This window comes from Kitasatospora viridis (genome assembly GCF_007829815.1).
Classification (GTDB): domain Bacteria; phylum Actinomycetota; class Actinomycetes; order Streptomycetales; family Streptomycetaceae; genus Kitasatospora; species Kitasatospora viridis.
The window spans coordinates 4976075-4995745 of record NZ_VIWT01000001.1; the positions used below are offsets into that span (position 1 = coordinate 4976075).

Annotated in this window: 14 protein-coding genes and 1 pseudogene; 8 read left to right on the forward strand and 7 right to left on the reverse strand. The window is 72.8% G+C overall.

Annotation, left to right across the window (positions count from 1 at the left end; translation table 11 throughout):
* Positions 1-30: 30 nt before the first annotated feature.
* The gene (locus tag FHX73_RS22435; RefSeq protein ID WP_145906714.1) at positions 31-2340 is read right to left on the reverse strand and encodes an ArnT family glycosyltransferase; all 2310 of its coding nucleotides are present in this window, start codon (positions 2338-2340) and stop codon (positions 31-33) included.
* A 100-nt stretch (positions 2341-2440) separates the two neighbouring features.
* Positions 2441-3568, reverse strand: coding sequence for an alpha/beta hydrolase (locus FHX73_RS22440; RefSeq protein ID WP_246213656.1), 1128 nt, complete (start codon positions 3566-3568; stop codon positions 2441-2443).
* A gap of 192 nt (positions 3569-3760) precedes the next feature.
* Between FHX73_RS22440 and FHX73_RS22445 the strand changes: the two genes are divergently transcribed.
* Entirely contained in the window at positions 3761-4705 is a 945-nt protein-coding gene (locus FHX73_RS22445; protein ID WP_145906715.1) for a hypothetical protein, read from the forward strand.
* Between the two features lie 9 nt (positions 4706-4714).
* Here FHX73_RS22445 and FHX73_RS22450 read toward each other — a convergent pair whose 3' ends face one another.
* Entirely contained in the window at positions 4715-6721 is a 2007-nt protein-coding gene (locus FHX73_RS22450; RefSeq protein ID WP_246213657.1) for a CocE/NonD family hydrolase, read from the reverse strand.
* A gap of 183 nt (positions 6722-6904) precedes the next feature.
* Between FHX73_RS22450 and nicT the strand changes: the two genes are divergently transcribed.
* From nicT to FHX73_RS22475, 5 genes are all read left to right on the forward strand, one after another.
* Complete coding sequence (gene nicT / locus FHX73_RS22455; RefSeq protein ID WP_145906717.1) at positions 6905-8017, forward strand: Nickel transporter NicT; 1113 nt, start codon at positions 6905-6907, stop codon at positions 8015-8017.
* 106 nt (positions 8018-8123) lie between these two features.
* A complete protein-coding gene (locus FHX73_RS22460) occupies positions 8124-9779 on the forward strand; it encodes an FAD-binding dehydrogenase (protein WP_145906718.1) in 1656 nt (551 codons plus the stop codon).
* Positions 9780-10017: 238 nt separating this feature from the next.
* A complete protein-coding gene (locus tag FHX73_RS22465; protein ID WP_145908452.1) occupies positions 10018-11652 on the forward strand; it encodes a purple acid phosphatase family protein in 1635 nt (544 codons plus the stop codon).
* Between the two features lie 285 nt (positions 11653-11937).
* Positions 11938-13023 carry an S-(hydroxymethyl)mycothiol dehydrogenase gene (locus tag FHX73_RS22470; RefSeq protein WP_145906719.1) on the forward strand — a complete coding sequence of 362 codons (1086 nt, stop codon included), beginning with the start codon at positions 11938-11940 and terminating at the stop codon, positions 13021-13023.
* Positions 13023-13667: an MBL fold metallo-hydrolase gene (locus FHX73_RS22475; RefSeq protein ID WP_246213658.1), complete on the forward strand. Its 645-nt coding sequence runs from the start codon at positions 13023-13025 to the stop codon at positions 13665-13667. The genes FHX73_RS22470 and FHX73_RS22475 overlap by 1 nt, the downstream gene beginning before the upstream one ends.
* Positions 13668-13705: 38 nt before the next feature.
* Here FHX73_RS22475 and FHX73_RS22480 read toward each other — a convergent pair whose 3' ends face one another.
* Entirely contained in the window at positions 13706-14182 is a 477-nt protein-coding gene (locus FHX73_RS22480) for a peroxiredoxin family protein (RefSeq protein ID WP_145906720.1), read from the reverse strand.
* A 244-nt stretch (positions 14183-14426) separates the two neighbouring features.
* On the opposite strand from FHX73_RS22480, the gene FHX73_RS22485 reads away from it, so the two are divergent.
* The gene (locus FHX73_RS22485; RefSeq protein ID WP_246213659.1) at positions 14427-14996 is read left to right on the forward strand and encodes a TetR/AcrR family transcriptional regulator; all 570 of its coding nucleotides are present in this window, start codon (positions 14427-14429) and stop codon (positions 14994-14996) included.
* Here FHX73_RS22485 and FHX73_RS22490 read toward each other — a convergent pair.
* The 3 genes from FHX73_RS22490 to FHX73_RS22500 all read right to left on the reverse strand — a co-directional run bounded on the left by FHX73_RS22490 (position 14974) and on the right by FHX73_RS22500 (position 19205).
* Positions 14974-15306, reverse strand: a complete 333-nt coding sequence (locus tag FHX73_RS22490) for a YnfA family protein (protein ID WP_145906722.1) — start codon at positions 15304-15306, stop codon at positions 14974-14976. The genes FHX73_RS22485 and FHX73_RS22490 overlap by 23 nt on opposite strands.
* A gap of 66 nt (positions 15307-15372) precedes the next feature.
* Complete coding sequence (locus FHX73_RS22495) at positions 15373-17838, reverse strand: terpene synthase family protein (protein ID WP_145906723.1); 2466 nt, start codon at positions 17836-17838, stop codon at positions 15373-15375.
* 155 nt (positions 17839-17993) lie between these two features.
* Entirely contained in the window at positions 17994-19205 is a 1212-nt protein-coding gene (locus tag FHX73_RS22500) for a pyridoxal phosphate-dependent aminotransferase (RefSeq protein WP_145906724.1), read from the reverse strand.
* A gap of 108 nt (positions 19206-19313) precedes the next feature.
* Between FHX73_RS22500 and FHX73_RS22505 the strand changes: the two are divergent.
* A pseudogene (locus FHX73_RS22505) lies at positions 19314-19664 on the forward strand (winged helix-turn-helix transcriptional regulator); the annotation flags it as partial.
* Positions 19665-19671 lie beyond the last annotated feature (7 nt).

Sequence of the window (19671 nt, forward strand, 5' to 3'; positions counted from 1 at the left end):
CAGACGGCCGACCTGTCCCCGGGGGAGGGTTCAGGAGGTGGGCTGGGTCAGGTCGTAGACCGTCGCGCCGCCAACGGTCTGCGCCTTGAAGTGCGAGCTCACCCAGGAGGCGATCGCGGAGCTGTCCGAGGAGCCGCCCATGCTCGCGCCGAAGCCGCCGCCACCGATGAAGTAGTGGACCTTGCCCTGCTGGACGAGCTGCTGGAAGCCGGCGAGCGAGAGGGACGGGTCGGAGCCGTTGAAGCCGCCGAGCGACATGATCGGGACCCGGGTGGCGAGCTGGTAGCTGGCCGCGTTCTGGGAGCCGACGGTCGCGGCGGCCCAGGTGTAGTGGGAGGCGCCGGTCTTCAGCAGGTCGGCGGCGGCCGGGCTGACCTTGGCGCCGTCGATCAGGCCGCCCATGCCGCCGGCTCCGCCGCCCATGCCGCCGGCTCCGCCGGCCGCGCCGCCGGGGAAGCCGCCCCGGCCGGCGCGCTCGCCGCCCTGGCCGCCGCCGAAGCCGGGGAAGCCGCCCTGGCCGCCGCCGGTGCCGCTGCCCGGGAACTGGCCGCGCCCGGGGAACTGGCCGCCGCCCTGGCCCCCGCCGGGGAAGCGGAAGCCGCCCCGGCCCGTGCCCTTGGCGCCGCCGCGAAGCCCGCCGCCCGCGCCACGCCCCTTGCCGCCGCCGAAGCCGCCCGGGAAGCCGCCGCCCGCCGGGCCGGCCGTCGGGATCGACCCGGTGTGCGCGGTGCCGACGGTGTCCACCGCGTAGGCCGTCGGCCCACCGAGCGCGGCGGCCAGGCCGACCACGCCCACCACGGCCGCCAGGCGCGCCGTGAGCCGCCCGGCCAGCAGCAGCGCCGCCGCCGCGGCCAGCCCGCCGATCAGCACCGCCCAGCGCAGCCAGGGCACGAAGCCGGAGCCGCGCCCCAGCAGCACGAAGGACCAGACCGCCGTGCTGCCCAGCACCACGGCCAGCACCGCCGCGTACGGCAGCCGGCGCCGGGCCCGCCAGAGCCCGTCCGCACCCATGCCGACCAGGGCGGCGATCGCCGGGGCCAGCGCCACCGTGTAGTACTGGTGGAAGATGCCGGACATGTAACTGAACGTCAGGGCGGTGCTGAGCAGCCAGCCGCCCCAGACCAGGAACGCGGTGCGGGCCGAGTCGGTGCGCGCGGCCCGCCGGGTGGCCCACAGGCCGACCAGCAGCAGGAGCAGCGCGGCCGGCAGCAGCCAGGCGATCTGCCCGCCCACGTCGGTGCCGAACATCCGGGTCAGCCCGGTGCTGCCCCACATGCCCCCGCCGCCGCCCCGGCCGCCCCCGCCGCCGGGCAGAGCACCGCCGGGCAGCCCGCCGGTCCGGGCGCCGCCGCCACCACCACCGCCGCCGACGCTGCCGGTCTCGTTGCCGGTGAGCCGGCCGAAGCCGTTGTAGCCGAAGGTGAGGGAGAGGAAGCTGTCGTCCTGCGAGCCGCCCACGTACGGGCGGTCGGCCTTGGGCACCAGCTGCACCACGGCCACCCACCAGCCCGCCGAGGCCACCAGCGCCAGCCCGGCCAGCAGCAGTTGGCGCACCCGGCGCCAGAAGCCGGTGGGCGCGACCACCAGGTAGACCAGGGCGAGCGCCGGCAGGATCAGGAAGGCCTGCAGCGTCTTGGTCAGGAAGCCGAAGCCGAACGCCACGCCCGCCAGCAGCACCCACCTGGTGCCCGCGGTCTCGGCCGCCCGCAGCACCGCATAGGCGGCGACGGTCATCAGCAGCGCGAGCAGCGCGTCCGGGTTGTTGAACCGGAACATCAGCGCGGCCACCGGGGTGAGCGCGAGCACCGCGCCGGCCAGCAGGCCGCCGAGCGGGCCGAAGCGGCGGCGCACGGCGGCGTACAGCACGCCGACCGTGGCCACGCCCATCAGCACCTCGGGCATCAGCACGCTGAACGAGCTCAGGCCGAAGACCCGGGCGGACAGCTCCATCGGCCACAGCGACATCGGCGGCTTGTCGACCGTGATGAAGTTGGCCGAGTCGGAGGAGCCGTAGAAGAACGCCTTCCAGCTCTGGGTGCCGGCCTGCACGGCGGCGGAGTAGAAGGAGTTGGCCCAGCCGGAGGCGGTGAGGTTCCAGGAGTAGAGGACGGCGGTGGCGAGCAGCAGGCCGAGGAAGGCCGGCCGCACCCACACCGGGTCGTCGGAGCGCCCGCGCCACACCCGGCGCGGCCAGTCACGGATACCGCCGCCCGCGGCGACGGGCGGCGCGGTCTGCGGGAAGAGCGGGTCGACCGGCCGGGCCGCACCGGTCGGCGGCGGGTAGTCCTGGGCCTCGGGCCACGGGACGCTGCTCTCGGGGGCGGAACTGGTCGTGGTCATGGCCGCTACGCTCGGTCAGGCGTCTGAGAGGGCCGTGAAGCGGGCCTGTGAGCGGCCTGTGATCTGCGCGCGCCGCGCGGGAAGCAGCTCTGACGGTACGTCAGGAGGCCTGGGCCGCCGAGGGGGCCGAGAGCTGCTTGCCGAGCCAGGCGAGGGCCGGGGGGATCTCCCGGGACCAGGTGTGGAAGTTGTGGCCGCCGCTGTCCAGGGTGATGGTGGAGAGCTTGGTCGGGGCCTTGAAGGCGCCGATCATCTGCTGGGTCGGCTTGTAGTTGTCCTCGTTGAAGCTGGTGGCCAGCAGCAGCGAGACCGGGGCGGCGGGGGTGTTGCGCAGCCGCCAGAGCAGGTCGTTCTCCTGCTTGAGCTGGGCGCTGCCGCCGAACAGGTCACCGGTGGTGGGGTCCTCGGCGGCGGTGTAGTCGGCCGACAGGGCGATCGCCGAGCCGTACGAACCGGGCTTGCGCAGGGCGAACTTGAGGGCGCAGTAGCCGCCGGTGGAGTCGCCCATCGCGGCGTGCGCGGCGGCGTCGGGCAGGATCCGGTAGCCGGTGGCCATCGCCTTCGGCAGGTCGTCGGTGAAGAAGGTCTCCACCTGCGGCCCGTGCGGCACGTCCACGCATTCGGTGTCGCGGTTGCCGACCAGGGTGGGCCGCATCATCACCAGCACGGTGGGCGGCAGCTGCTTGGCGTCGATCGCGTTGAGGGTGCTGGTCGGCCACTGCATCAGCGAGATCAGCTTCTCGGCCGAGCCGGGGTAGCCGGAAAGCACCAGGGCCATCGGGAACCGCTGCGCGGCGTAGGCCGGCTGGAAGTACTGCGGCGGCAGGTAGACGTAGGCGTCGCTGGTCAGCCCGGACTGCCCGCCGGTGAGCCGCACCTTCTGGATCAGCCCCGAGCGGTCCTGGGCCGAGCCCTGGGAGCTGTAGACCTTCTGCTCGCCGGTCACCGAGAGCGCGTCGCCCGGCTTGTGGTCCACCACGGTGCCCGGCCCGCCGGCGGTGCCCAGCAGGTCGGTCCAGGAGGTGTAGAAGCCGAAGTAGGAGTTGGCCACCAGCCCCATCGCGACCAGCACCAGCACCTGGGTGCCGAAGAACGCGCCGAGCCGCCCGAGCAGGGCCTTCCAGCCCTTGCCGGCCAGCCTGGGCCAGAGCCACATGGTGGCGGCGAAGGCCAGCACGGCGAGCAGACAGGTGATGATCTGCAGCGGGGTTCCGGTCAGTGCGAGCACCCGGCGATACTAGTTGACCTTGCGCAAGCGTCGTCGGCCGCCCCCAGGCAACGGCCAGGGCTTCTCCAGACCACCTTCATGCGCTGCCGGCGGAGAGACTGTTACCGCCCCGTGGCCAACCGTGTTGACCCGTGTGACGGCCTTGCGGGACCCTGAGCGCGACGTTTATGCGAGGAGCCTTGGGGGGCTGCTTTGCCCGGTACACACACTTTCCGCTCACTACCGCCCGCGGCGCTGCTGTTCGGCGGCGTGCTGCTGGTCACCGCCTGCGGTTCGTCCGCGCAGCCGCACCCGGTGCGCTCGGGCGACGCGATCGGCACCGTCGTCACGCCCAGCCCGACACCCCCGACCTACGGGGAGGACCTCAGCACCGATGTCGGCCCGGTCAACGACGCGCTCGCCAAGCTGCCGCAGGCCGGCAGCCTGGACGACCTGAACAGCTCGCTCGACGGCCTGTCGTCGGCCGCCTCGACCGGTTCGAACGACCTGATGCAGGCCAAGGTGCCGGACAACGTCTCGGACGCCAACCGGCAGCTCTACGTCGCGCTGCAGACGCTGAGCTCCAACATCACCGCGCTGAAGCAGGACATCAGCGGCAGCAAGTACTGCGCCACCTCCTCCGCGCTGGCCGCGGCCGGCGGCATGCAGGGCCTGAAGGACATCCAGACGGCGCTGCAGGCGGTCACCGGCGACGGCTACTCGACCACCTTCACCGTGCCGAACACCGGCCAGCTGCAGCAGCGTTCGCTGGGCAACGGCAGCGCGGTGCGCCAGGGCGACAACTCGGGCAACGGCGAGATGACCGTCGACAACTCCAACGGCGACGGCGACGCGGTGATCACCCTGGCCAGCAACGGCCAGGCGGCCTACTCGTTCTACGTGGACAAGGGCCAGACCGCGAAGATGAACGGCATCCGCGACGGCCACTACGACATCTTCTTCACCGGTGGCGTGGACTGGGACAGCGGGACCAAGCAGTTCACCCAGAACTGCAACTTCTCCAAGTTCGACCAGGGCAACGACTTCACCACCACCAGCACCACCTACTCGACCCTGACCATCACGCTGAAGGCCTCCTTCGGCCAGGGCAACGCCTCCACCAGCGACGTGCCGCCGGGTCAGTACCCCACCCCCTGACGGCCGACCTCACGCGGCGGTGCGCGGCACCCGCCGCTCCCAGTCCCGCTCGAACAGCACCGCGCCGCCCTCCCAGGCGGTGAGCCGGCTGCGCGCCGTGAACGCCGCGGCGTCGCAGTCGAGCCGGGTGCCGACCCGGACGGTGACGTCCCAGCCCAGTTCGGGCCGCTCCAGCCGGATCGAGCGGTCGCAGCGGACGGCGGCGGACAGCGGGTCGCCGCGCCGCACGGTGTACTCCTCGGTGGCCTCCACCGAGCGCACCAGCCCGTCCGGCAGGGTGACCGAGGCGCCCTGCTCGGGCGCCAGCTCCAGCCGCCACTGGCCGCCGGGGTCCAGCCGCCGCAGCACCCGGCGCGGCCCGGGGGCCGTCGGGGTGGTCCGCCGCACCACCGGCGGGGCGGCCTGCTCGGGCTCGGCGAACCGCACCGGCGCCCGCCCGGCGTCGGCGGCCAGGTGGCGCACCGGCAGGGTGAGCACGCTGTGGCCCGGGTCCACCAGGAAGCCCTCGCCGGACGGCTGCGGCCAGGACTGCGGCCAGTAGGCCGAGGAGAGCGCCAGCCGGATCCGGTGGCCGGTCGGCACCGCGTGCCCGGCGGCGCCGAGTTCGAACTCCACCTCCTCCACCGCGCCCGGCTCCCAGTCGAGCGCCAGGTCGGTGCCGCGCCGCGCGGCCAGGTTGAGCACCCCGTGGCTGACGAGCCGTGAGGCGCCGTCCGGGGCGACGTCGCAGAGCCGGGCGGTGACCTGGCCCCGGGCGGTGCCGGCGGGCAGCCGCAGTCGCAGCCGCAGCGCCGGGCGGCCGAGCAGTTCGAGGCGCTCGGTCAGCGGGGAGCTGTCGAAGCAGACCGAGCGGCCGTCCTCGGCGCGCTGCTCGCCGGCCGGGTCGGCCGGGGCCGGGCCGGGCGCGTCGGCGCCGGTCTGCTGCGGGGAGCGGACCGGCACGAAGCGCTCGCCGGCCGGGGTGCCGGCGGTGCGCAGCGCCTCGGTCAGGTCGTAGTGGATCTCCCGGACGTCGTCGGAGGGCCACTGGTCCTCGCCGATCCAGCGGCCCCGGCCGGGCTCGCCGCCCTCCGACTGCCAGCTGCGCAGCACCGGTTCGGCGAGCGCGCCGGTGTCGGCCTCCCGCAGCCACTGGTCCCACCAGCGCAGGGTCTCCTGGAGGAAGCCGATCGCGCGCTCGCCGCCGGCCTGGTCGGGGTAGCCGTCGCCCCACGGGCCGAGCACCGCCCGGACCGGGGTGGCCAGCCGCTCGGCGAGCCGCAGCACGGCGTCGGCGCTGGGCCGCTGCCAGCCGCCGACGGCGAGCACCGGCGCGGTCAGGCCGTCCAGACCGGGCTCGGCCCAGTGCCCGTCGCGGGTCTGGTGGGAGAGCACGCCGTGCAGCGGGGGCTGGAGTTCGGCCAGCCGGTCCAGCCACTGGCGGCGCCAGTCGTCGCCGGCGTGCACCGGGTCGGGCGGCAGCGCGGCCTCGGCCAGCCGGTCGGTGGCCCGGGCGGGGACGGTGGCGGCGAGCAGGGCGCCGCCGGGGTAGTGCGCGGTGAAGCGGTCGCCCTCGGGGTGCACGGCGACCACGGCGCGCACCGGGGCGGGCCGGTGCGCGGCGAGCCGCAGTGCGGCGTCGGCGGCGGGGCCGAGGCCGAGCAGGCCGATCCGGCCGGTGCACCAGCTCTGGGCGGCCAGCCAGTCCAGCACGGCGGCGCCGTCGGCGAGCAGTGCCTCGGCGGGCGGGCCGGCGGCCAGCGAGCCGGCCGGCTGGTCGAGACCGCCGGAGTCGCCCCAGCCCCGGGCGTCCACCCGCAGCGCGGCGTAGCCGTGGCCGGCGTACCAGGGGTGGCGTTCGGCGTCCCGTTCGGCGCTGGCGTCGCCGAGCCGGTCGGCGCGGTACTCCAGCAGGGCGGGCACCGGGTGGGCGGTGGTCGGGCGCCAGAGCCGGGCGGCCAGCTCCACCCCGTCGGGCAGCGGGATCCGTACGTCCTCGCGGGTGACCTGGTGGGGGTAGGAGGCGGGGTGGCGCACGGCTGGCCTCTCTCCGGGGCGGTCGGACAGTGAGACGACCATATCGGACATAACTCATCATTACCTGACGAACCGTGAGCTCATTGTTGCGAATGACTTGCAATAGCAACCTGGTGGAGGGAAGGATGACCCGGTCCCGAACACAAGCAGCCCGGTAGGGGCAGAGAGCAGAGGACCGCGCCGATGAGCAGCGCACCGCGCAGGACCATCCGCCTGACCAGGCAGGAGTGGCTCCGGCTGGCCGGCATGGGCGCCTTCGTCCTGGCGCTGCACGTGATCGGCTGGTTCCTGGTGCTGGCCGTGATCGCGCCCAAGCACTACAAGATCGGCACCGAGGTGTTCGGGGCCGGCATGGGCCTGACCGCCTACACCCTGGGCATGCGGCACGCCTTCGACGCCGACCACATCGCGGCCATCGACAACACCACCCGCAAGCTGATGGGCCAGGGCAAGCGCCCGCTCTCGGTCGGCTTCTGGTTCTCGCTCGGCCACTCCTCGGTGGTCTTCGGGCTCTGCGCGCTGCTCGCCTTCGGCATCCGCTCGCTGGCCGGGCAGGTGGAGGCCGACGACTCCTCGCTGCACAAGACCACCACGCTGATCGGCACCAGCGTCTCCGGCGTCTTCCTGCTGCTGATCGGCCTGATCAACCTGGGCGCCTTCAACGGCATCCTGCGGGTCTTCCGGAAGATGCGCACCGGCGAGTTCGACGAGGCCGAGCTGGAGCAGCAGCTGGACAAGCGCGGCTTCCTGAACCGGATCCTCGGCCGGGTCACCAAGGCGGTCACCAAGCCCTGGCACATGTACCCGGTGGGCCTGCTCTTCGGCCTCGGCTTCGACACCGCCACCGAGGTCTCGCTGCTGGTGCTGGCCGGCGGGGCGGCGGCCTTCTCGCTGCCCTGGTACGCGCTGCTGGTGCTGCCGGTGCTGTTCGCCGCCGGCATGAGCCTGCTGGACACCATCGACGGCTCGTTCATGAACTTCGCGTACGAGTGGGCGTTCTCCCAGCCGGTCCGGAAGATCTTCTACAACCTCACGGTGACCGGGCTCTCGGTGGTGGTCGCGCTGGTGATCGGCCTGATCGAGCTGATCGGCCTGCTGGCCGACCAGTTCGACATCACCGGCGGGCCGATCGGCTGGATCGCCGCGCTGGACCTGAACAACGTGGGCTTCGCGATCGTCGGCCTGTTCGTGCTCACCTGGGGCGGGGCGCTGGCCTTCTGGAAGTTCGGCAAGGTCGAGCAGAAGTGGTCGGCCGCGCTGCGGGCGAAGGAGGCCCTGCCGGAGGCGGCCGAGTAGCACGCTCCGGCCGCTACCGCCGGGTGAGCCGCTGTCAGGCTCCGTCCACAGACTGCGTGGGAGTACCTATCATCGGTGCCACCCGCGAGCCTTGGAGAGGATCCGCATGGCACTCGACGCCGACGTGATCGTGATCGGGGCCGGCCTGGCCGGTCTGGTCGCCACCGCCGAACTGGCCGAGGCCGGGCGGAAGGTGATCCTGCTCGACCAGGAGCCGGCGGCCTCGCTGGGCGGCCAGGCGCACTGGTCGTTCGGCGGGCTCTTCCTGGTGGACTCGCCCGAGCAGCGCCGGATGCGGATCCGCGACTCGCGCGAACTCGCCTGGCAGGACTGGCTGGGCACGGCCGGCTTCGACCGGCCCGAGGACCGCTGGCCGCGGGCCTGGGCCGAGGCCTACGTGGACTTCGCGGCCGGCGAGAAGCGGGCCTGGCTGCACCGCCAGGGGGTGCGGTTCTTCCCGGTGGTCGGCTGGGCCGAGCGCGGCGGGCTGCTGGCCGACGGGCCGGGCAACTCGGTGCCCCGGTTCCACATCACCTGGGGCACCGGCCCCGGGCTGGTCGAGCCGTTCGCCCGCCGGGTGCGGGCGGCGGTCGAACGCGGGCGGGTGGAGCTGCGGTTCCGCCACCGGGTGACCGAACTGGCCGCCGGTGCGGGCGCTCTGGACACCGTGCGGGGCGAGCTGCTGGAACCCAGCCGGGTGCGCCGCGGCGAGGCCAGCTCACGGGCCGTCACCGGCTCCTTCGAACTGCGCGCCCAAGCCGTGCTGGTGGCCTCCGGCGGGATCGGCGGCAACCACGAGCTGGTCCGCGCGGCCTGGCCCGAGCGGCTCGGCACGGCGCCGGAGAAGCTGCTGAGCGGGGTGCCGGCGCACGTGGACGGGCTGCTGCAGCAGGTGGCCGCGGCGGCCGGCGGCCACCTGGTCAACGGCGACCGGATGTGGCACTACACCGAGGGCATCGAGAACTGGAACCCGGTCTGGGCCCGGCACGGCATCCGGATCCTGCCCGGCCCGTCCTCGCTCTGGCTGGACGCCACCGGGCGCCGGCTGCCGGTGCCGCTCTTCCCCGGCTTCGACACCCTGGGCACGCTGGAGCACATCATGCGCACCGGGCACGAGCACACCTGGTTCGTGCTCACCCAGAAGATCATCGAGAAGGAGTTCGCGCTCTCCGGCTCGGAGCAGAACCCGGACCTGACCGGCCGTCGGATCGGCCAGGTGCTGGGCCGGGCGCTGCCCGGCGCGCCCGGGCCGGTGGAGGCCTTCAAGAAGTACGGCGCCGACTTCGTGGTCGCCGACCGGCTGCCCGAGCTGGTGGCCGGGATGAACGCGAAGACTCGTGAGCCGCTGATCGACGAGGCGCAGCTGCGCCGGGAGATCGAGGCCCGGGACCGCGAGCTGGCCAACCCGTTCGCCAAGGACCTCCAGGTGACGGCGATCCACGGGGCCCGCCGCTACCTGGGCGACCGGCTGGTCCGCACCGCCGCGCCGCACCGGCTGCTGGACCCGAAGGCCGGTCCGCTGATCGCGGTGCGGCTGCACGTGCTGACCCGCAAGTCGCTCGGCGGGCTGGAGACCGACCTCGCGGGCCGGGTGCTGCGGGCCGACGGCTCGGTGCTGGACGGGCTGTACGCGGCGGGCGAGGTGGCCGGGTTCGGCGGCGGCGGGGTGCACGGCTACCGCTCGCTGGAGGGCACCTTCCTGGGCGGCTGCCTGTTCTCGGGCCGGGCGGCGGGCCGGGCCGCGGCGGCGGCCACTGCCTGAGCCGCCGTCGGAGCAGCTGCCTGAGCCGCCGCTCGAACTGCCCGCTGACCCGCCGTCAAGACCTGCTCTTTGCCTTGGCGCGGGACGAACCAGGACATTCGTGAGTGTCTGTCAGCGACATTCCACACAATCTGCACATGGCTGGAAAACATCACTTTCTGCCCGAGTTCACCTGGTGCTTGACCAGTGGGTAGCCATTCCTGAAAGAGTCCTGGGCATGGAGATCGAAATCCCGAACATGGGTGTGCCGGAGCAGCTGGCCGCCCGGATGAGCATGGCGGAGCAGCACGACTACCTGCGGGGCAAGCTGTCCCGCCGTCGGATGATGCGGGGCAGCGCGGTCGCGCTCGGCACCCTGGCGATCGGCGGCGCGCTGGGCAGCGGCACCGCCTCGGCCGCGCCGGCCGACGCCTCCTCCGCCGTGGACGGTTCCCGGGTCGTCCCGGTCGGCCGCCACCTGCAGTTCGGCGCCCAGCCCGAGTCGCAGATGCGGATCTCCTGGCAGGTCCCGGTGCCGGTGAAGAAGCCCTACCTGCGCTTCGGCCGCACCCCCTGGGACCTGGGCCACAAGGTCGAGGGCGAGATCCGCTCGCTGCACACCCCGGCGCTGGTGCCCGGCCAGAGCCCGGTCGACCAGTACTACGTGCACGTCTCGCTGGAGAACCTGCGCCCCGACACCACCTACTACTACGGGGTCGGCCACCACGGGTTCGATCCGGCCAAGCAGCAGCAGATCTCCACCCTGGGGACCTTCCGCACCGCCGCCGCCCGGGACAACCGGGGCGGCAAGCCGTTCCAGCCCTTCACCTTCACCGCCTTCGGCGACCAGGGCGTCTCCACCCACGCGGCGGCCAACGACAACGTCATCCTGGCGCAGAACCCGAAGTTCCACCTGCACGCCGGCGACATCTGCTACGCCGACCCGATGGGCCAGGGCCAGGACGCCGACAAGTCCGCCTTCAACGCCGGCACCTGGGACGCGTTCCTGGTGCAGACCGAGCCGGTCGCCTCGAAGATCCCGTGGATGGTCGCCTACGGCAACCACGACATGGAGGCCTGGTACTCGCACAACGGCTACGGCGGCGAGGACGCCCGCTGGTTCCTGCCGCAGAACGGCCCGGACCCGCGCAACGCCCCCGGCGTCTACTCGTTCAAGTACAACAACGTCGGCGTCATCTCGCTGGACGCCAACGACGTCTCCTACGAGATCCCGGCGAACCTGGGCCTGACCGCCGGCAAGCAGACCGCCTGGCTGGAGAAGACCCTGGTGGCGTTCCGCCAGGACCACACGGTCGACTTCATCGTGGTCTTCTTCCACCACTGCGCCTTCTCCACCACCCACCAGCACGCCTCCGAGGGCGGGGTCCGGGAAGCCTGGGTGCCGCTCTTCGAGAAGCACCGGGTCGACCTGGTGATCAACGGTCACAACCACGTCTACGAGCGCACCGACGCGATCCTCGGCAACAAGGTGAGCAAGGCCGTGCCCAGCGGCGCGAGCGTGGAGCCGCACACCGACGGCGTCGTCTACGTCACCGCCGGCGCCGCGGGCCGCAGCCTCTACTCGTTCGACGCCCCGCAGACCTACGAGGGCCACGAGAACCGGGTCGACGAGGTCAAGACCTTCCACTTCGCCAAGGGCGGGGTGCAGGTGCCCGAGACGGTCGAGTGGTCCCGGGTGCGCTACCTCGGCTACTCGTTCATCAAGGTCGAGGTCACGCCGGCGGCCGTCGGCAAGAAGTCCTCGATGAAGGTCACCGCGCTGACCGAGACCGGCCAGCAGATCGACCACTACACGATCCTGCGCACCGCGGGCGCGCCGCAGTGGAACCCCCGCTGGGGCCGCGAGCTGCCGGACGACAACAGCTGGAGCTGACGCACAGCTAGGGGGTGTCTTACGGATCACGCCGGGCGGTCGCCGCCGGGGCACGCACCTCGACGGCTTCTCGTCAGTCGCCGATGCTCCGCATGGACTCCTTCCTCGGCGCCGCCGATGCACGCACCCCAACGACGCCCGCTATCCGACGTGATCCGTAAGGCACCCCCTAGGCCCACCGACCGCGGCGCGACCTGACGGAGCGCACCGCACCCGGCCCCTCGGGGGAGAATCCTCCGAGGGGCCGTTCCGGTCCCGGACGGAAGTACGGAAGGGCAGGGCCGAATGTCACAGCAGGTCAAGGGAGTCATCGCGGCGGGCAGGGGTGAGCCGGTGCGGGTGGAGACCATCGTGGTCCCCGATCCGGGGCCGGGCGAGGCGGTGGTCCGGGTCCAGGCCTGCGGCGTCTGCCACACCGACCTGCACTACCGGGAGGGCGGGATCAACGACCAGTTCCCGTTCCTGCTCGGGCACGAGGCGGCCGGCATCGTCGAGCAGGTCGGCGAGGGCGTCACCGAGGTGGCGCCGGGCGACTTCGTGATCCTCAACTGGCGTGCGGTCTGCGGGCAGTGCCGGGCCTGTCGGCGCGGCCGGCCGCAGTACTGCTTCGCCACCCACAACGCCAAGCAGCCGATGACGCTGCTGGACGGCACGGCGCTCTCGCCGGCGCTGGGGATCGGCGCCTTCGCGGAGAAGACCCTGGTGGCCGCCGGGCAGTGCACCAAGGTCGACCCGGCCGCCTCGCCGGCCGCCGCCGGCCTGCTCGGCTGTGGGGTGATGGCCGGCATCGGAGCCGCCGTCAACACCGGTGCGGTGGGCCGGGGCGACAGCGTCGCGGTGATCGGCTGCGGCGGGGTCGGCAACGCGGCCGTGCTCGGCGCCCGGCTGGCCGGCGCGGCGAAGATCATCGCGGTGGACCTGGACCCGCGCAAGCTGGACCGGGCCAAGGGCCTGGGCGCCACCCACACCGTGGACGCCGGCTCGGCCGACGTGGTGGAGACGATCCGCGAGCTGACCGGTGGTCACGGCGCCGACGTGGTGATCGAGGCGGTCGGCCGCCCCGAGACCTACCGGCAGGCCTTCTACGCCCGGGACCTGGCCGGCACCGTGGTGCTGGTCGGCGTGCCGACCCCGGAGATGACCCTGGAGCTGCCGCTGCTCGACGTCTTCGGGCGGGGCGGCGCGCTGAAGTCCTCCTGGTACGGCGACTGCCTGCCCTCCCGGGACTTCCCGATGCTGATCGACCTCTACCTCCAGGGTCGGCTCGACCTGGACGCCTTCGTCACCGAGACCATCGGACTGGACGAGGTCGAGGCCGCCTTCGAGAAGATGCACGGCGGCGACGTGCTGCGATCGGTGGTGCTGCTCTGATGCGGATGCCGCCCCCCGAACCCGAGATCTCCCTGCTCACCACCTCCGGCGTCTTCGAACTGGACGGCGGCAGCTGGGAGGTGGAGAACAACGTCTGGATCATCGGCAACGAGCACGAGGCCGTGGTGGTCGACCCGGCGCACGACGCCCGGGCGATCGCCGAGGCGCTCGGCGACCGGCAGGTGCCGGCGATCATCTGCACCCACGCGCACAACGACCACGTCAACGCGGCGCCCGAGCTGGCCGCGCTGACCGGTGCGCCGATCCTGCTGCACCCCGACGACCTGCCGCTGTGGAAGCTCACCCACCCCGGCGACGAGCCGGACGAGGAGCTGTCGGACGGTCAGAAGATCGTGGTCGGCGGGCTCTACCTGCACGTGCGGCACACCCCGGGCCACAGCCCCGGTTCGGTGAGCCTCTACCTGCCCGCGCTGGGCGCGGTGTTCACCGGTGACACGCTCTTCCAGGGCGGGCCCGGGGCGACCGGGCGGTCGTTCTCCGACTTCCCGACCATCATCCGCTCGATCGAGACCCGGCTGCTCGACCTGCCGCCGGAGACCGTGGTGCACACCGGGCACGGCCCGACCACCACGATCGGCGAGGAGCAGCCCCACCTGTCGGAGTGGATCGCGCGCGGGCACTGAGCCCGCCGGCCGCCTCGCTTGCCGGCTCGCCGGCTGCGTCAGAGGGCGGCCAACTGGGCGGTGAGGGTGTCGGTGTGCTGGAAGGTCAGCCCGGCCAGGGCGATGTGGCGCCAGCGCACCGTACCCTCGGCGTCCAGGATGAAGACCGAGCGGCGCAGGCCCAGGCCCGGCACCGCGATGCCGTAGGACCGGGCCACCTCGCGCTCCGGGTCGGCCAGCAGCGGGAAGCGCAGGTCGTACTGGCGGGCGAAGGCCTCGTGGCTCTCCAGGCCCTGCGGGCTGACCGCCCAGACCGTCGCGCCCAGGTCCTTGAACCGGCTCAACTCCGAGGTGTACGAGCAGAGCTGCTTGGTGCAGACCGGGGTGTTGTCGCCCGGGTAGAAGACCAGCACCAGCGGGCTGCCCTTCGCCTCGGCCAGGCGGTACTCGTGGCGGGTGGCCCCGGAGTCGTCCAGCAGCACGCCCTGCAGCGTGAAGTCCGGGGCGGCGGAACCGGTTTCGGGGGACTTGGCCATCAGGGGCTCGCTTCCGGGGGAGGGCCGTGGGGAGGGCGGTGGGGCGGGCTGCGCGGGTGGCCCAGTGTAGTGCCGTCCGGCGAACCTTCCGGGCCTGACGAACGTTCGTGCTGGAGAGGGCGACGGACACCGCCGGCCACTGCCGGGACCCGCCGCCACTGTCGGGGGACCGGCGCTGAGCTGCGCGGATGCTGGCCGGGAGGGAGCGGTGCAGGTGGCACACGGGGGTAGTACGGTCACGGGTGTGAGCACACCTCCTCCCGCCCGCGACCGGATTCTCGAGACCGCATCCAGACTCTTCTACGCCGAGGGCATCCACGCGGTGGGCGTGGACCGGATCGTCACCGAGGCGGGGGTCACCCGGGCCACCTTCTACCGGCACTTCCCGGGCAAGGAGGAGCTGATCCGCAGTTACCTGGTGGGCCGGGACGCGGCCTTGCGGGAGGGCGCGGCGAAGGTGCTGGCGAGCGGGGCCACGGGGGCGGAGGGCGTGCTCCTGGTGGTGGAGCGGCTGGGCGCGAAGATGCGGCGCGAGGGCTTCCGCGGCTGCCCGTTCATCAACGCGGCGGCGGAGTACCCGGATCCGGCGCACCCGGTGTCGGTGGCGATCGCGGCGCACCGGGCGTGGCTGCTGGGCCTGTTCACCGAACTGCTGCGCGGCGGGGGCTGGCCGGACCCGCGGGCGACGGCGGAGCACCTGGTGCTGCTGCGCGACGGCGCGATGGTGGGCGCCGCCCTGGGCGACCCCGTTGCGGTGGCCCGGCGGCTGACGGCGGCCGTGGCGGGGGTGCTCAGCGCCGCGGGCCGTACATGATCACCGCCACCCCGGCCAGGCAGACCGCGGCGCCGATCAGGTCGTAGCGGGTGGGGCGGAAGCCGTCGGCCACCACGCCCCAGGCGAGCGAGCCGGCCACGAACACGCCCCCGTAGGCGGCGAGCACCCGGCCGAAGTGGCTGTCCGGCTGCAGCGTCGCCACGAAGCCGTAGGTGCCGAGGGCCAGCACGCCGGCCCCGGCCCAGACCCAGCCGCGGTGCTCCCGCACGCCCTGCCAGACCAGCCACGCCCCGCCGATCTCGAACAGGGCGGAGAGCAGGAACAGGGCGATCGAGCGGGCGACGGTCATGAGCAGGGAGTTTAGACCGAGCCGGCGGGCGGGTCCGGGCCCCCGGACCCGCCCGCCGGCTTCCGGTCAGCGGCCCGCGGCGGCGAGCGGGGCCAGGAGCCGGGCGGCGGCCGTGCCCAGGCCGGTGAGGGCCGGGGCACGGAACGCGGGCTCGGCCGGGTCCGGGTCGAACTCGGCGGCGGTGTCACCCTGGACGGAGGCGGCGGTGACCTCCTGGAGCGCGGCGGCGGCCGCCTTCCGCAGGGCGGGGATCGGGACGCCGTGGATGCCCGGGAGCAGGGTGAGCCCGGCCGAGGCGCCGGGCGCGGGGACCGGTGCGGCGACGGGTGCTGACGGGACGTCAGCTGCCGGTGCTTCGGTTCCGGCTCCGGCCTCGGCCAGCCGGGCGCGGTAGGTGGCGGGCTGGTACTCCAGCTCCGGCCCGTAGCGGGTGACGCCCTCGTGCCAGACCACGATCCCGCTCATCCAGTTCCGCAGGTCCTGGAGGTAGGCCTCCACCTCGGCCCGCTGCTCGCCCGTCAGCTGGAAGTCGTCGAAGAGCTGCGGCACCTCATGGGCCGTCAGGTGCTCGAACTGCTCCATCCGCGAGGTCTGCAGGTCCGCCACCACCGCGACGGCGTGCTCCTGGTCGGTGCTGAGGAAGTTCCGCACCACCAGCACGGCGTTGTGCAGCTCGCCCTCGTACTGGATCTCCTTGGGGTAGGAGTAGAGGTCGTTGATCAGCCAGCCGTAGTCCATCGCCGCGTTCTCCACCGCGCGCATGGTGCCGGACTCGAAGACCCCGTCGGGTGCGGTGCGCTGGGCGGCGAACCGGCTGAGCAGCATGGTCAGCTCGGAGCCGAAGGTGTGCCGGCGCATCTCGATGTAGTCCACCGGGTCGGGGATCCGGTTCTCGGCGCGGTTGGCGATCTCCCAGACCCAGCTGTCCAGCATCGTCACCACGGCGTCCCGGAACGCTTCTCGCTGGTGCGGGGGCAGCGGGCCGGCGGTGCGCGCCCAGAGGTCGGCCAGCCCGGCCTCCAGCACGGACTCGGCCGCGGGCACGGCGGCCGGGTCGGCCGGCGGCATGAACCGGGCGAGCCGGTCGGTGGCGGCCCGGGCGCCGGCCACGTCGGCCGGGGTCCCGAAGGCGTAGCTGATCCAGTCGTCGCCGTAGGTGCCCCAGGTGAGCCACTCGGCGGAGAGGGTGAGCTCGTCCAGGGTGGCGTCCGGGTCCAGGCCCGCCGAGCAGAGCGCGAGGTCGAAGCCGCGCAGCTGCTCCTCGGTCCAGGCGCCGGAGTCGGGCAGACCGGGCCGGAACTCGGTGATGCCCAGCGCCCGGGACCACTCGATCGAGGCCTCCCGGGCCGCCGCGTGGTGCGGGCTGCGGCCGGGCGGGAACGGCTGGTACATCGCGGGCACCCGGTAGCCGACCACCGGCGAGTACGGGGTGTGGGTGAACTGCCGCAGGCCCTCGGGGTGCAGGAACCGGCGCAGGTCGGCGGCGGAGGTGCCCAGCCCCATCGGGCCGGCGGCGAAGCCGCTCCCGCCGACCAGCCCCTCGTTCATGTAGCGGCTGGACCGCATGTGCCACTCGTGGCCGCCCGCCTGCCAGTCCTGGAGGCCCTTGGCGTAGGCCAGCACCCGGTTGATCTCCGGCACGGTCAGCCGGTGCTCGGCGAAGAGCGGCGGCAACTCGGTGAAGAAGGTGTTCTCGAACTGGTGCAGCCGGGAGCTGAGCATCTCGTTGACCGCGTCGGCGGCCTGCTGGGTCGGGTAGTCGAGGAACCGCTCCAGCACCAGCACGCCGTTGCTGAGCTCGCCCTCCTGGCTGACCTCGCGCTCGTAGGAGAACAGGTCGTTGCGCAGGTGCACGGCGTCCGAGAAGGTGTCCTTGAGCACCCGCAGCGGGCGGCTGCCGGCCACCCGGGCGGGCACCTCGGCCTTGGCGGCGTACTCCACCAGCCCGGCCGACCAGGGCGCGCCGCCGACCTTGCGGCGCATCTCGATGTACTCGACGGGGTTGGCCACCCGGCCCTTGTTGATGTTGGAGAGCTCCCACATCGACTCGTTCAGCAGGTGCTCGGTGGACTCCCGGAACCGGGCCCGCCAGTCCAGCGACATGTGCGGCACGGTGCGCTGCCACAGGTCGGCCAGGCCGGCCTCGACCGGGTTGGTCGGCTCCGGGAACCCTTCTGCCAGATCCATCGGCATGAAGGCGGGCAGCCGGTCCAGGTAGGCCTTGGCGCCGGTCCGGTCGTCGGGGGTGCGCTTGAAGGTCTCCAGGAAGTGGTCGTCGAAGAAGAAGACCCAGACGTACCAGTCGGTGACCAGGTCGAGCGCCTCGGCGCCGCAGTCCGGGTGGGTGTAGGCGCAGAGCAGCGCGTAGTCGTGCGCCTCCAGGTCGGCGAGCTCCCAGACCCCGGACCCCTCCAGCATGCCGAACTCGCGGGCCCACGCTCTCGTGTGCTCCCGCGCGCCCTCCAGGTGGGGATTGAGTCGCGCGGGGTACGGGAGGTAGAAGTCCGGGAGCTTGAAGGGTTGCTGGGCCATGGGATCCCCCCACAAAGTCGGAACGTCGATCTTCCTCAGTCTCGGCGGAAGATCGACGTCCGGTAAGCCGCGCACAGCAGTGCGGACCCGGCGTGCGGATCCCGGCGCACGTGATCTTTCGAGTGAATCCCCGTCAGATCCGGTGCGTCGCGGTGCTACTGACGGTAGGTCGCCAGGAAGCGCCCGATCCGGCTGATCGCGGTCTCCAGGTCGTCCGCCCGCGGCAGTGTGACGAACCGGAAGTGGTCGGGGCGCGGCCAGTTGAAGCCGGTGCCCTGGACGATGTGGATCTTCTCCCGGAGCAGCAGGTCCAGCACGAACTGCTCGTCGTCCTTGATCCGGTGCACCGCCGGGTCCAGCTTGGCGAAGGCGTAGAGCGCGCCCTTCGGCTTGACGCAGCTCACCCCGGGCAGCTCGTTGAGCGCCCGCCAGGTGACGTCGCGCTGCTCGGTCAGCCGGCCGTTCGGCAGGGTCAGGTCGTGGATCGACTGGTGGCCGCCGAGCGCCGCCTGCACCGCGAACTGGGCCGGCACGTTGGGGCACAGCCGCATGCCGGCCAGCATGGTGAGCCCCTCCAGGTAGTCCTTGGCGTGCTGCTTGGGTCCGGAGACCACCAGCCAGCCGCTGCGGAAGCCGGCCACCCGGTAGGCCTTGGAGAGGCCGTTGAAGGTCAGGGTGACCACGTCGTCGGCGAGCGCGGCCAGGCAGTGGTGCTCGACGCCGTCGTAGAGGATCTTGTCGTAGATCTCGTCGGCCAGCACCATCAGGCCGTGCCGGCGGGCCAGTTCCAGGATGCCGGTGAGGAGTTCCCTCGGGTAGACCGCGCCGGTCGGGTTGTTCGGGTTGATCACCACGATCGCCTTGGTGCGCTGGGTGATCTTGGCGGCGATGTCGTCGAGGTCCGGGTACCACTCGGCCTCCTCGTCGCACAGGTAGTGCACCGCCTTGCCGCCGGCCAGCCGGACCACGGCCGTCCAGAGCGGGAAGTCGGGGGCCGGCACCAGCACCTCGTCGCCGTCGTCCACCAGGGCCTGGACGGCCATCTGGATCAGCTCGGAGGCGCCGTTGCCCAGGAAGACGTCGTTGACGTCCACGCCCGCCACCCCGCGCTGCTGGTAGTACTGCACCACCGCGCGGCGGGCCGGCAGGATGCCCCGGGAGTCGCTGTAGCCGTGCGCCTGCGGCAGGTTGCGGATGATGTCCTGGAGGATCTCCTCGGGCGCCTCGAAGCCGAACGGCGCGGGGTTGCCGGTGTTCAGCCGCAGCACGCTGTGCCCGGCCTCCTCCAGGGCGTTGGCCTGGTCGACCACCGGTCCGCGGATCTCGTAGCAGACCCCCGCGAGCTTGCTGGACTGCCGAAACTCCATCTGGTGCCTCCCGGCCTGGGTGCCGAACCTGGTTGCCTTGTCGTACCAGCCCCTTTGTTTTACCAAGTGGGCACTTGGAAAGTCCAACCTCTTGGCTATGCTGATGGCATGTCACGCCGAAGCTACGACCAGTACTGCGCGATCGCCCGGGCCCTGGACGCGGTGGGGGAGCGCTGGAGCCTCCTGATCGTCCGTGAGCTGCTCGGCGGGCCGCGCCGCTACACCGACCTGCACGCCGACCTGCCCGGGGTGTCCACCGACATCCTGGCCGCCCGGCTGAAGCAGCTGGAGACCGAGGGCCTGGTGGAGCGGCGCCGGCTGGAGCGGCCGGTCAAGGTGGTGGTCTACGAGCTGACCGGGCGCGGCCTGGCGCTGCGCCCGGTGCTGGACGCGCTCGGCGCGTGGGGCCTGCCCGCGCTCGGCGAGCAGCGCCCGACCGACGCGGTGCGCGAGCACTGGGTCACCG

Excerpts from the sequence above, each read along its gene's own strand:
- FHX73_RS22435 (WP_145906714.1), bottom strand. The coding sequence starts at position 2,340 with ATGACCACGACCAGTTCCGCCCCCGAGAGCAGCGTCCCGTGGCCCGAG.
- nicT (WP_145906717.1), top strand. The coding sequence starts at position 6,905 with ATGAGCAGCGCACCGCGCAGGACCATCCGCCTGACCAGGCAGGAGTGG.
- FHX73_RS22460 (WP_145906718.1), top strand. The coding sequence starts at position 8,124 with ATGGCACTCGACGCCGACGTGATCGTGATCGGGGCCGGCCTGGCCGGT.
- FHX73_RS22465 (WP_145908452.1), top strand. The coding sequence starts at position 10,018 with ATGGGTGTGCCGGAGCAGCTGGCCGCCCGGATGAGCATGGCGGAGCAG.
- FHX73_RS22470 (WP_145906719.1), top strand. The coding sequence starts at position 11,938 with ATGTCACAGCAGGTCAAGGGAGTCATCGCGGCGGGCAGGGGTGAGCCG.
- FHX73_RS22475 (WP_246213658.1), top strand. The coding sequence starts at position 13,023 with ATGCGGATGCCGCCCCCCGAACCCGAGATCTCCCTGCTCACCACCTCC.
- FHX73_RS22480 (WP_145906720.1), bottom strand. The coding sequence starts at position 14,182 with ATGGCCAAGTCCCCCGAAACCGGTTCCGCCGCCCCGGACTTCACGCTG.
- FHX73_RS22490 (WP_145906722.1), bottom strand. The coding sequence starts at position 15,306 with ATGACCGTCGCCCGCTCGATCGCCCTGTTCCTGCTCTCCGCCCTGTTC.
- FHX73_RS22495 (WP_145906723.1), bottom strand. The coding sequence starts at position 17,838 with ATGGCCCAGCAACCCTTCAAGCTCCCGGACTTCTACCTCCCGTACCCC.
- FHX73_RS22500 (WP_145906724.1), bottom strand. The coding sequence starts at position 19,205 with ATGGAGTTTCGGCAGTCCAGCAAGCTCGCGGGGGTCTGCTACGAGATC.